Here is a 12,396-nt window from a genome sequence, read left to right on the forward strand (position 1 = left end):
CTCGGGCGTGCGCCGTCTCAGAATCCCAGGTAGGTGATCTGGACGACGTAGACGCGTTCGTGCCGCACGACGATCTGGTAGGTGAACATCCCGCCGGGGACCGTGATGTCGCCGCCCTTCGGATCGTCTCCCCCGTACGCACGGCCGTGCAAGTACTGGGCTTCTGCCGCCCTGACCAGCTCGGCGGCCTTGCGTTCCACGGCGGTGAGGAAGACGGGCGGGGCGGTGCGGGCGGCTTCCTCTGCGCCGAAGGCGTACTCCCAGGCCCAGCTCAAGCGTGTACTGCCTTCATCGCCTCGTCGAGGACGGCGCTCAGCTCGCGCAGGGCATCACGGGCCACGTCCGCGTCCTCGTGTTCCAGGTTGTTCCTGGCCCGGGAGTGGCGGTCCGCGAGGTCGGGCCGGCGGGCGATCTCGATGTCACGGGCCCACGCCAGGGCCCAGCTGCGTACCGGGCTGAGCGACTGCCATTCCAGGGCCTTGGCGAATGCCTCTTCCTTGGTCTGCTGCATCTCCGGCAGACGTCCGGGTGCGACGACGGTGAGGGCGGCCCGCAGCGCGTCCGGCGTCTGCTCGGGGCGGGGGACCAGCTCGTGTCCGTGGTCGGCCTGGGTGCTCATGAAGTCCTCCCGGGAGTGCACTGGCCAGGGTAGTCGTCCGGGACGGCTGGGGAATCGGGACGCGAACATCGAGGTGTGTTTCTCCTGGTCAACGAGTGTGTGAAGGGGCATGCCCAGGGGGTGCGTCGCTGGCGGTCGTGCGGCAGTCGCGGCAGCGGTCCTCGGGGGCGCGGAAGCCGCGGTCGCAGCCGTGTCCTGGGCGGTGAGGGGCTCGTCACGACGGAGCGACTTCGGGCAGTCGGTCATTCGTCGTCGAAGATCTCTTCCGTGGTGGACGCGGTGACGGCGCGGAGAAGCCAGCGGAGCAGGGTTTCGGGGTCCTGGCAGTCGGCGACCTCTTTGCGGGCGGCCTCCGAGAGGACGAGCCCCCGCTCTCCCAGGAGAAGCAGGAGATGTTCCCTGCGGAACTTCGTGATGCGCTCGACCCGGTCCTTCTCGCGTTCCCGATCCAGGATGATCGCGCTCACGAGATGCTTCCAGACGATCCCGGTCGGGTGGGTGTGGAGGCCCTGTGCCGTCAGAGCGATGAGTGGGTTGGCGTCCACGTCGGGGAGATCCCGCAAGACCGTGGACAACGTGTCCAGCGCAGACCCGATTCCTTGTGCGGACGGATGCATGACGGCCGACAGTGCGGTGAGGGTCGGGTCGGCCCGGATCCTGTCGCGGTCGGTGATCAGCGGCAGGTCGGCAGGTCCCGCGACGAAGGGGTGGAGGGTGAGCGCGGGCGGCTGAACGGGTCCACTGGCCACGGGCTGTGCGGCCCAACGAGCTGTGTCCTGGTCGGGGCACACGATCAGCAGGGCCGTGGGCAACCGGTACTCGGCCCACAGATATGCGGCGTGGTGTGCCCAGTGCGCGGGCCGTCGGTGATCCCGCTGGTCCTGTGCCTCGATCAACAGAAGGAAGCTCTCCTGCCCCGCCGTCTCGCACTGGAGCAGCGTGTTCCCCCGACAGGCGAGAGAACCCCAGTTGCCGGTGCCCGAGAACAGCACAGTCGCTTTGGTGATGTCGGGAACGGCGATCCCGAGCAGCGGCGCTACGCGGGCGAACAGGCCGGGATCGTGCCAGAAGAGGCGGTGCATGGATTCGGCGGGCGAGTCGGACATGGTGGCCTCGGGTCTTTGAAGGTGGTGGACGAGGACGGGGACCTGGGTCTCAGACGGCGGACCCGGCGTCCCGGCAGTCGCGGCAGCGGTCCTCGGTCTCGGGGGCGCGGAAGCCGCGGTCGCAGCCGTCGCAGTTGCGTACCTCGTGGCGGGGCGGTGGCGGACCGGCCGGGGCGGCTCCGAACGGTGGCGGGGGTGGCAACTGCGCGGTGAGGCGGTGGGCGAGGAGAGCCGCAGGGCGGCGCAGGGGGTCGTCGGGGAGGTCGGCGGTGAGGGCGTGGCGTACGGCGCCGGGGGCGACGTCCCGCTCCAGCCAGGCGGCGACGCCGGGGGCCAGGTGGGCGGTGTCGGCGGTGGAGAGGAGGAGGCGGGGGTCGTGTCGGCGCAGGGTGGCGAGGAGGTCGGTGGCCTGCTGGAGGAGTGCGGAGGCGGTGCGGCTGGGCTGGGGGACGGCGGGGAGGGCCTTGCGGGGACGGGAGTGAGGGCGGTGGCCGGTGCGGGTGCCGGTTTCGGTGCGGGGTGGGTGGGGCGCTTGGCCTTGTTCCTCGGTGGGTGCCGGCGGCCGCTCTGCCGGGCGGTGCTGCCGGGGCGGCGCGGGCGGACGGTCCGGACAGCCGCCGGTGTTGGCCGGCTCGCGACGGGCCGCCTGCGGCTGGTTGCAGGAGACGGTGCGGGTGACGATGCGGCCGGTGGTCGTGCGGTGCCGTTCGCGGCGCAGGTAGCCGTGGGCCTCCAGCTCGCGCAGGGCGGCGGCGATGCGGGTCGGCCCCTCGGGGAATCGGGCGGTGAGCGTCTTGATGTCGGCGCCCGCACCGGTGGGCAGCGACTGGAGGTGGCAGCTGAGGCCGATCGCCAGCAGCGACAGCTCCTTGTGCTGGACGAGGTGGTTGCCGATCACCACGAAGCGGGTGGTGTGGCGGGTGTTCTCGTGGGTGATGCCGCCGCCGTGGTGACGCGTACGGGTCGAATTGAAGGCAGGGGCTGACTGGGCGCGCGGGGGCGCGCTAGGGTTTTGGGTACCCATCGGGAAGGTTTCCTCTTCCTTGGTGGTAGGCCCTCGCACCGGGATTGCAGTCCCAGCGGGGGCCGATGTCTTTTCGGGTGGACTCGCTTGCGCTGAGAGTAGGGGAGTTGGGCCCTCGGAAATCCAGCTGAGCCGGTGATGTTCACCCGCCCGGGTGACGACGCGTCTCGGGCGGGAGGGGTGGGGCTTGGTGAGGTCCTTTCTCCCCGAGTTCTTGCTCTTGGTAGGGCACCGACGGCACCGCAACCTCAGAACGTGGGTTGCGGTGGCGTACAGCGCAGTTCGGCCCAGACGGTCTTGCGCGGGAAGCGGCCCTCGACTACGCCCCACCGATCCGCCAGCGCCTCGACCAGCAACAGCCCGCGGCCGGACTCGGCATCGGGGGCGGGTGTCCGAGGGGCGGGGAGTTCCTGGCCCCGGGTGTCGGTGACCTCGATACGGAGGGTGCCGCCGACGACGTAGAGGGTGAGCCGGAAATCGCGGCCGGGTACGCGTCCATGGTCCGCCGCGTTGTTGGCTAGTTCGGCCACGAGGTGGCGAGCGGGGTCGAGGGGCAGGCCCCACGAACGGAGTTGCTCCGTCGCGAGCAGACGGGCGAGACGGGCACCGCGTGGCGTGGGAGACAGCTGCACGCTGAAGTTGCGGACGGACGTCGGGAGTTCTACGGATTTCTGGTTCACGTCACAGAGCGTGGTGACGTGTGCGTACCGTGAGAAGTGACTCAGCGGGTACGTACGGTGACTGTCCGGTGGTTGTCCAGTGGTGTCGGTGCTGTCGGGGTGGTGCGTGCGGGTAGGGCGCTGAGGGCAACGCGGCGAGTACGACGAAGGGGCGCGCGGAATGACGGTCGAGGCGGAGGCGGGGCGGCTCGGGGATGACGCGGATGAGCCGGGGTGGGAGGTCGACCCGGACGACGAGTGGGGCATCGCGGTCATCGCAACGGTGGGACGGCAGTTGAAGCTGCGGCGCGAGGCCGTGGGGATGAGGGCCGGCGAGTTCGGAGCAGCGGTGGGGTACGGGGAGGACCTTGTCTACAAGGTGGAGGGAGGCAAGCGGATTCCCCGGCAGGAGTACCTGGACAGGGCGGACGAGGTACTGGACGCGGGTGGTCTCATCTCGGCGACCTGGGAGGACGTGAAGAAGGTCCGGTATCCGAAGAAGATTCGGGACTTGACCCGTCTGGAGGCACAGGCCGCCGAGCTGACCGCGTACGGCACTCACAACCTCCACGGCCTGTTGCAGACGGCGGACTACATGCGTGCTCTGTTCGAGATGCGTCGGCCCGCGTACTCACAGGATGAGGTGGAGCGGTTGGTGAGTGCGCGAGTCGCTCGAAAGGTCATCTTCGAGCGGGACCCCGCTCCAGAGCTGTGCTTTGTCCAAGAAGAGGCGACGCTCAGAAGGCCACTCGGGGGCAGAATGGTGCTGCGTCGCCAACTGGAACACCTGCTGGAGCTCGGGCAGATGAGGAACGTAGAGATCCAGGTGATGCCGATCAACCGTGCGGTGCATGCAGGTATGGGAGGCGAGATCCAAGTGCTCAAGTTCGCTGACGGTACGGCAGTTGGACGAGCCGAGGGAGACCTCGGCAGCCGTCCCGTCTCAGAGTTGAAGCATCTTCGGATCATGGAACTGCGGTGTGGCATCATCCGGGCTCAGGCTCTCTCGCCAGGGGAGTCGCTGGCTTTCATCGAGCAAGTGCTGGGAGAGGCATGATCCGCAAGACGTGGGCTGAGGACGACTCGGAGCTGCGCTGGTTCAAGAGCAGCTACAGCGACAGCAGCAACAGCAACGAATGCGTTGAGGTCGCGACCACGCTGCGCACGGTGCACGTACGTGACTCCAAGAGCTTGGGTGGCCCTCGGCTCACGGTCGCCCGGGAAGCGTGGACAGACTTCCTGACGTACACCTCGGAGGACTGACGCTCCAACAGGACGCGCTCCGCACCCTGGTTGTCACGGGGAGCGGGCGCGTCGATGTGTGCCTTCAGGGCATGTCCAGCTCGGAGAAGAGCACGCCGTCATCATCCGGAGCAGGGCGGGGATTGCGCTCAGCGGCCCGCGCCTTCGCCTTGGCCTTACGAGCAGCAGCCCTGCGCTTCTTGGCCTCGGGCGTGTGCACCCCTCTTTCCATCTCCTCCTTATAGCGCACCTGATTCAGTTCCAGAAGGCGATCCAGAATCTCTGTCTGCACACTCGATGCGACGGTGAAGCGTGCGCCTTGGCGAGTCTCACAGAAGCCATGCTCCAAGTTGATGTCAGTCCAGCCATAGGCTCCGGCTACCGCTCTGTCTACTTCAATATGAGCGTCCCGAATGGCTAGAATGTCCGATCCGGCCTCAGACTCGGAATGAACCATGTTGTACAGACTAGTAAGCCCAACGTTGCGATCCACTATGGCGTTGCGCTGAGCTTCTTCTAGCTTAGCTCCCGCGTCAGCCAGAGATTGCAATTCGCGAGGCTGCGGAAATGTTTCATAAACAGTGGAGGGATTGTACCGGATTCGCGCCTCCAGCCCCCCGCCCCACTGAATTGCCCACCAATAGTGGAAGCTGCTCGACAGGAGGGAAAGATGAGCTGGTGAGGATTCCGCGATGACGCAGAGGCCGTCAGAAAAAACTTGATCACTAGGCTGGAATGCAAGTGTCAGAAGTTTAGTATGCCGCGATACAACGATAACTTGATCGAGATCTGCGATGGCTTCGTAGAGCTCAGGCCGTTGACGCTCGTACTGCCACCAGTGCTCGTGGGCGTGCTTGCTGTGAGTGACCTTCAAGCGATCCGGCTTTACTTTTTCTTCTACGATAGCCATTACGTCTACATACTGCGCGGCTTTATGCAGGGGCCAATCACGGAAGTTGATCGCCCAGCGAGTAGCTGAACGATCAGGACGGTCACTAAAGTCCTCGCCACCGAGGAACGGGTAGAGAACGTTCGCGTTTTTGGGATCTCGTTCAATCAGGGCCTGCGCCTCTGCGGGGCTCAACCAGAAACCCTTGCCCAGCACGTTCGACCCTTGGGAGCACTGCCCTTCGTTCGCGACCAGAGGCTTCGGTTTCCCGGTGATACGTGATTTGGCATCCAGTCCAGCTGTAATTCCCTGGACGTTCACGCCGTCGAGTTTGAACGCTTCACTCGTACGGGAGGCCCTACTGAGCCATAGAAGGGAAACTAGCACTGCCGCGGCGCCCGGCCAGGGCATGGCTTTGATGGCACGATAGATCGTCCATCCATCGCCTGTCGCTTGATCGAGCCCCACCAGTCGAGATTTTCCCTGAGCAATGGTTTTAGTGGCGATGATTCCCACGCGCCGCTCTGGCGCGAGGGAACAATTCCGAAGTAGAAAATAGGCCGAAAGGTCCGCGCTGCCGCGGACGCCTTTGCCGACCCTGTTCACTAGGTACTCTCGATAGTCTCGCCCAAGCGACCCTGTCAACATCTGCCCGCCACTAAATGGCGGGTTTCCGACGACCACGTCGAACCCGCTGGATTCCCTAACCCCCATAACCTCGGGAAACTCCAACGGCCAATGCAACGGCCGAACCGCCTCCGCCCGCGGCCCCTTCAGCCACCCCTCCACAATCCCCCGAGCCCGAACCGCAGCCTCCTCGGAACCGGCCCCATCCCCCATAGCCGCCGCGACCAGCCCAGCCACCGCCTCCAGCCGGTTCCGGTACGCCTTCGCCTTGGCGTCCTCCTTGGCCTCGGCGTGAGCCGCCCGCCCTCGCGCTCCCCCAACGCTCTCCACGCCGGAGATCTCCGTGGCCTCCTCGTCGGAGATGCCCTCGGCCGCGAGCGCGGCGCCCACCACCGCGTCCGCCGCAAGCCGCAGCTTGCCGCTCAACGCGTCGGCCTGCTCCAGCAGTTCGGCCTTGTCGCGGACGACCCGGATGTCCGTGACCGCCGTCGACTCGATCTTCCGGCGCAGCTCGGCCGCGTCCGACAGCAGCGTCTCCGTCACGTCCAGCGCCCGCGACACCTCCGGGCTCAACTGCCGCGCACCGGAGTCGAGATGGAACGCCTTCACCTGCTCCACATCGATGACCCCGACCAACGAGTCCCCGCACCGCAACGCATGGTCCAGGAACGAGAACGGCCGTCCCTTCGCCAGCGTCACCAGCCACAGCGACAGCTTGGCCAGCTCCACCGCCATGGGGTCGCGGTCGACCCCGTACAGGCACCGGTCGGCGACCAGCCGCCGCGCCACCTGGTGCAGTTGCTCACGGTCGTCGGCGTCCACGTCGCGGGCGATCTCCGGCGGCAGCCCGTCCCGGACCCACGCGTCGACCACCCGGTCGGACAGATACCGGCACGCCGACACGAGGAAGGCGCCCGAGCCCATCGCCGGGTCCAACACCCGCAGCTTCAGCAGCTCGTCGGCCGTCTTCGCCCGCCAGACGCCCGGCTCCGCACCCTCTGCCGGGCCCGGCGCGAAGCACAGCGGGGCCAGGGTGTGCTCGACCACTTCCTCGGCCAGCGCCTTCGGCGTGTAATGGGTACCCGTGTCACGTCGGTTGCCCGACCGCACCACCACGACCGAGCCCGCCGGCCACACCTTGGGTTCGCCGCGCAGGTCGACGCCGTACAGCCCCGAGAAGGCGACCGCCCGCTCGATGAGTGCCGTGTCGCTGCCGCAGGCGGTCTCCAGCTCGGCCGTGACGACGGCGGGCTTGGCCAGGGCCTTCGTCACCGTCGGCGACTTCGTGCCGGCGGCCGCCGCGACCTCGTCGGCCAGCGTGCCCGCAGCCGCCCACTCCTCCAGGCGGGCCAGCGGCAACACCGCCTCGTACTTCTTGTCGCGGCCGAAGGAGACGCCGACGTAAGGCTCGTCGGCCCAGTGGCAGCCGTACTCCAGCAGGCCCTCGTAGACGTGGCCGATCTGCTCGACGTCCAGGCCCTTGTAGGAGAGGCGTTCCTCGCCCTTGAAGCCCTTGCGGGCGCGGAGGGTGAGGAGGGCGTCGAGGATCTCGTAGACGACCCGGTCGGTGACCTTGGCGTCGACCAGCCAGGGGAAGCGCGCCGGGTCGAAGAGGGAGCCGCCGTACGGAGGGATCCACAGGAGGTCGTGCGTGCTGCCGCCGTGGATCGCGGTGAACGTCGCGAGCAGACGCGGCCAGGTCGCTGCGCTGCGGTCGCCCAGCTCACCGCCGTGCAGGCGACGCGCGGTGCGCAGTTCCTCGTGCAGCGGGCCGACGGCGTACGAGGCGTCGTACAGCTCGTCCCCGGAGGGGAGCAGGCGCTGTTCCTCGGCGTAGAGGAGGAAGACGAGGCGCATCATGACGGTGAGGGCGCCCTCGTAGACCTGCTTGGCCGGGACGTCCCGGAGCAGGGCGCCGTGGGACTCGCGGTCGAGGCGGGAGACCTCGGCGACCAGCAGCGAGACCGCCTCGCGGACCTGGCGGCCGAGGGTGTCCGTGACCTCGGACTGGGCGGCGGCGGTGCGGGCGAAGAGCCCGGCCGTGGAGTCGGACGGCTTGCCCGCGGCGTCCAGTGGCGGACGGATGGCCCGGCGCGCCGTGAGCAGGCTGGCGAAGGCGCGGGCGAGGAGCGGTTCCTCGGACCACAGGTCGGCGTCGAAGACGGCGACGGTGGTGGCCTCCTTGGGGCGGGCGTGGACGAGGGCCCACTCGGGGCCGTTGGTGAGGAGGGCGAGGGGGACCTGGCGGGCCCGGCACAGGTCGGCGGCCTGGTCGACGAAGGCCGGCCGGTCGCCGCGCGGGCGGGTCAGCGAGGCGGCCCAGTCGCCCGTGCGGAAGAGCAGCGCGCGGGGTGTCAGGCCCGACTCGCCGGGGCCGAGGAGTACCGCGTCGGGGGTGTTCGCACCGGCGTGCAGGGACTCGGGGATCGCGGCGCCCTCGCGCAGACCGGGCGAGCGCCAGCCGAGGAGCTCGGTGAGGACCAGTTTCTCCCAGGCGGGGCGCAGCAGCGCCGGGTCTTCCTGGACCTCCGCCCAGGCCTGGCGCAGCCGCGTCCACGTCTCGGGCGGGATGGTGTCCAGGCCCTGCGGGAACGCGCCGACCAGCACGGGCAAGGAGACGAACGGGCCGTCGGGGCGAAGCAGGCGCAGCCAGTCCTCGTGCTGTTCCGTCGGCGTCGGGACGGTGCCCTTCGGCGGCACCCTCTTCTTGGCGGCGGCGGTGGGCATCAGCGGGACTCCTGGCGGGCGGTGACGGCGAGGGAACGGGGGACGAGGAAGGTGACGGACACCGGGAACCAGCGTGGTGACGGGTCCGCCCAGCGGCGCCGCAGGGCCGACGTCTCCGACTCGATCACCTGCGGCAGCCGGCGCAGACGCTCCTGAAGCGCCTCGCGGTCGGCATGCAGCTGGCGGCGTTCGTCGTCGACGTCGAACAGCGACTCCTGCTGCCAGTGTCCCGTATCGTCCAGGCGCTCCCGGATCGACCGGCCGAGATCCTCCAGGACCGCGCGCATGCCGTCGACCTCCTCCTCGCAGCGCTTGGCGAGCAGGGACTGGAGGGTGCGGAAGCGGCGGTTCGCCTGGGTGTTCAGGGCGCGGGAGAGGCGGACGTCCAGATTGTCCGGCCACAGAGCGGACAGCTCGGTGCGGATCTCCTCGGGAGGCAGGTCGTCCGTCGCGGCGTCGAGCCAGTTCTCCACGTCCTCCTTCCTGGCTACGGCGAGCCTGCCGCCCTCGATGAGGCCGCCCGCCGCGATCACCTCCTCGTGGAGACGGGCGCCACCGCTGCCGCTGATCACGACCCGGCCGTGTGCCACCACGGCGGGCCCGCGCAGGGCACCGTCCGGCACCACGCGCGCGGTGACGCGGGACAGCTTCCTGTCCCCGAGACGAGCGTCGCCGGAGCCCTGCGGCTTCGCGTCCCCGCCGGACCACAGCTCCGCGCGCAGCAGCCGCAGGCACATCTGCGTCAGCCGGTGACCCAGGTGGAGGTACACGACGTCGGTGCGGTCGCGGGCCTCGGCCTCGTCGAAGACGACCGGGCGGTCCGCGCCGGTGAGCGGATGCCGCAGGCCGTCGTTGCGGGCCCTGGCCCAGGCGCCGGGCAGTTCGGGGAGCCGGAAGCAGCGGGCGCCCTGGCCCGGCTGGGGGTCGGGGACCTCGGTCAGGTCCTTGCGGTGGGCGAGCTGGAGACCGGTGCGGACGACCCGCTCCAGGGTCTCGGCGTTGAGGTGGAGGTCCTGGCGGCTGCCGGCGAGGGCGTTGACCAGCTTCTCCAGGTCGCGGGCGAGGTCCCGCTCGACCTTGAGCACGGCCTTGCCGGACCTCTTGGTGATCTCCGCGTCGGCGGTGGTCCAGTCGGAACGGCGGCCCAGCATCTTCTGCTCGACCTGCGCGGCGATGACCTCGCCCGCGCTGCCCAGGTCCTCACGGATGCGCTCGGTCTTGCGGGCGGCCACCGCGAGGAAGTGCATCTCGTCCTCCAGCGCCCCGGCCTCGTACCCGGAGTCGGTCTGGTGGTCGTGCGCGGCGTCGAAGCCCTGCCAGCCCTCGGGAACGAAGTGGTGGACGTCCACCTGGTGGGCGCGCTGGCCGTGCCGGTCGACGCGGCCGTTGCGCTGCTCCAGGCGGTTGGGGTTCCACGGGATCTCCCAGTGCAGGACCCGGTGGCAGTGGGCCTGGAGGTTGATGCCCTCGCTGGCGGCGTCGGTGCCGAGCAGGATGCGTACGGGAGAGAGGTCCGGGCTCTCCTGGAACACCGTCTTGACGTCCTCGCGCTCCTTCGGGTCCTGACCGCCGTACAGGAGGGCGATCCGCTCCTTCGGGTACTTGGCGGCGATCAGCTGCTCGTACAGCCAGCGCTGGGTGTCCCGGTACTCGGTGAAGACGATGACCCGTTCATCCGTCCAGTCGCCCAGGGGGCCGTCGGCGCAGGTGATCGCGTCCAGCCACTCGCGGAAGCGCGCGAACTTGGCGTCGGGGCGCTTCCCGGCCGTCACGGCCCAGGCGTCCAGCTCCGTCAGCAGGGTGCGCTCACGGTCCGACAGCGGGCGCATCGCCTGGCGGGCGGCGGTGAGGGCGCGGGCCGCCGCCTCGGCCTGTTCCTGCTCGCCGTCCTCCTCGGCCTCCTCGACGCCGTCGATGAGCGGCCTGAGCACGCGGACGCTGGGAGCGGGCTCCGTCTCCTCGACGGGGCGCCGGGTCGTCATCGTTTCGAGGTGCGTGGCGATCGTCTCCGCGAACGCCTTCGGTGACGACAGGAACCGCTTCTTCAGCAGCGTCGTCACGAAGTCCGCCGCCGTACGGCCGGCCTTCCCTCCGCCGTTTCCGTCGCGGCGCGAGCGAGCGTACTCGGCGAGCTTGGCGTAGGCCGCGCGGGTCTCTTCGCTGTACCGCACTTCCAGGGGGTGCGGCACACGGCGAGGGAAGCGGGGCTCGCCGTTCCACTTCGGCGGCAGCTCCGACTTCAGGCGTCGCACCATCACGCGGCGCAGCTGCTCGTCGGCCGGCTTCACGCCACGGGCGAAGCGGTGGTCGTCGAGCAGTTCGAGGAGGGCCGTGAAGGACTCGAGGTAGCCGTTGTGCGGGGTCGCGGAGAGGAAGAGGCGGTGTTCGCAGTGTGGGGCGAGCAGCTTCACGGCCCGCGTGCGCTGGGAGTCGACCGCGTACTTGCCCGTGCCGGAGGGGGCGCAGGTGTGGACCTCGTCCACGATCAGCAGATCGAAGGCGCGCGGGTACTCCGGCACCGAGGGGAGGACCTCGCGCAGCATCCGCATCGGGCGCTCCCGCTTCAGCCAGTCGATCGACACGATCAGGCGCGGGTGATGGGTCCACGGGTTGGCGGAGAGGCCCGTCGCGGAGCGGCGCAGCTCGCGCAGCAGTCTGGTGTCGACGATGCGGAAGTCCAGGCCGAACTTGTCCCGCATCTCGTCCCGCCACTGCAGGGTCAGTCCGGCGGGACAGACGATCAGCATGGAACGGGCCCGGTGGCGGAGCATCAGCTCCTGCGCGACGAGACCGGCTTCGACGGTCTTGCCGAGGCCGACGTCGTCCGCGATCAGCAGGTTCGTCCGGGGCATGGACAGCGCACGGACCACCGGGTCCAGCTGGTAGTCCTGGATCTCCACCCCGGAGCGGAACGGCGCCTGCAACGCCGTCTTGTCGGCCGAGGCGATGGCACCCCAGCGCACGGCGTCCAGGAAGGCGTCCAGCCGACCGGGCTCGTCGAACCCCGCACTCGGGGAAGGCAGCTCATACTGGTCGTGGACGCTGGTCCGCTGCTCCAGCTCCCACACCACCCGCAGCTCCTCATCCCGGGCGTCGTCCTCGACGGAGGTCAGGGAGACGAGGTGCGGTGCGGCGGCCCCGGCACTGCGGGCGGGATCATCGGTGGCCAGGGCGGAACGGGACACCCCCGTCACCACCCACGGGCGGTTGCGTACGGTCACCAGCTGGCCGGGGGCGACGGGCGCCGCGCCCTCGGCCGGACGCGTGAGGTCTCGGCCGCCTTCGGTCGCCGTTTCGTCGATGTCGTCGGTTCCCGGCCGCACGGCCGCCCCACCCCATGTCATGACGCCTCTTCGCTCCCGTCCGCCGGACCGGCGACCGCCGTACGCGGCTCGCAACGCCCCCGACGGAAGCCTAGAGGTCAGGGCCGGGAAATTCGTGGGACCTCCCCCCCCTATGTTGCCAGCAACCTCCTCCCCACCGGTGCAGAATAACCCACGGAG

At 69.2% G+C, this 12,396-nt stretch carries 9 protein-coding genes; 2 read left to right on the forward strand and 7 right to left on the reverse strand.

The annotated features are described in order from the left end of the window. Nucleotides 1-17: 17 nt before the first annotated feature. The 5 genes from ACFCZF_RS36850 to ACFCZF_RS36870 form a co-directional block, all read right to left on the reverse strand. Entirely contained in the window at nucleotides 18-275 is a 258-nt protein-coding gene (locus tag ACFCZF_RS36850) for a hypothetical protein (RefSeq protein ID WP_376675364.1), read from the reverse strand. Next, nucleotides 272-619 (reverse strand): hypothetical protein, encoded by a 348-nt coding sequence (locus ACFCZF_RS36855; RefSeq protein ID WP_376675365.1) that lies wholly within the window; start codon nucleotides 617-619, stop codon nucleotides 272-274. The genes ACFCZF_RS36850 and ACFCZF_RS36855 overlap by 4 nt, the downstream gene beginning before the upstream one ends. A gap of 242 nt (nucleotides 620-861) precedes the next feature. Further along, the gene (locus tag ACFCZF_RS36860; protein ID WP_376675366.1) at nucleotides 862-1,725 is read right to left on the reverse strand and encodes a hypothetical protein; all 864 of its coding nucleotides are present in this window, start codon (nucleotides 1,723-1,725) and stop codon (nucleotides 862-864) included. A gap of 49 nt (nucleotides 1,726-1,774) precedes the next feature. Beyond that, nucleotides 1,775-2,749: a helix-turn-helix domain-containing protein gene (locus tag ACFCZF_RS36865; RefSeq protein ID WP_376675367.1), complete on the reverse strand. Its 975-nt coding sequence runs from the start codon at nucleotides 2,747-2,749 to the stop codon at nucleotides 1,775-1,777. A gap of 248 nt (nucleotides 2,750-2,997) precedes the next feature. Then, the gene (locus ACFCZF_RS36870; RefSeq protein ID WP_376675368.1) at nucleotides 2,998-3,429 is read right to left on the reverse strand and encodes an ATP-binding protein; all 432 of its coding nucleotides are present in this window, start codon (nucleotides 3,427-3,429) and stop codon (nucleotides 2,998-3,000) included. A 160-nt stretch (nucleotides 3,430-3,589) separates the two neighbouring features. Between ACFCZF_RS36870 and ACFCZF_RS36875 the strand changes: the two genes are divergently transcribed. Further along, nucleotides 3,590-4,465: a helix-turn-helix domain-containing protein gene (locus ACFCZF_RS36875; RefSeq protein ID WP_376675369.1), complete on the forward strand. Its 876-nt coding sequence runs from the start codon at nucleotides 3,590-3,592 to the stop codon at nucleotides 4,463-4,465. Continuing rightward, a complete protein-coding gene (locus tag ACFCZF_RS36880) occupies nucleotides 4,462-4,671 on the forward strand; it encodes a DUF397 domain-containing protein (RefSeq protein ID WP_376675370.1) in 210 nt (69 codons plus the stop codon). Before ACFCZF_RS36875 ends, ACFCZF_RS36880 begins: the two co-directional genes overlap by 4 nt. A gap of 64 nt (nucleotides 4,672-4,735) precedes the next feature. On the opposite strand, the gene ACFCZF_RS36885 is transcribed toward ACFCZF_RS36880, so the two are convergent. Both ACFCZF_RS36885 and drmD read right to left on the reverse strand, forming a co-directional pair. Beyond that, complete coding sequence (locus ACFCZF_RS36885) at nucleotides 4,736-8,893, reverse strand: type IIL restriction-modification enzyme MmeI (protein ID WP_376675371.1); 4,158 nt, start codon at nucleotides 8,891-8,893, stop codon at nucleotides 4,736-4,738. After that, the gene (drmD, locus tag ACFCZF_RS36890; protein ID WP_376675372.1) at nucleotides 8,893-12,237 is read right to left on the reverse strand and encodes a DISARM system SNF2-like helicase DrmD; all 3,345 of its coding nucleotides are present in this window, start codon (nucleotides 12,235-12,237) and stop codon (nucleotides 8,893-8,895) included. Before drmD ends, ACFCZF_RS36885 begins: the two co-directional genes overlap by 1 nt. Nucleotides 12,238-12,396 lie beyond the last annotated feature (159 nt).

Origin of the sequence: Streptomyces sp. NPDC056296 (assembly GCF_042268605.1) — a bacterium.
Lineage (GTDB): Bacteria > Actinomycetota > Actinomycetes > Streptomycetales > Streptomycetaceae > Streptomyces.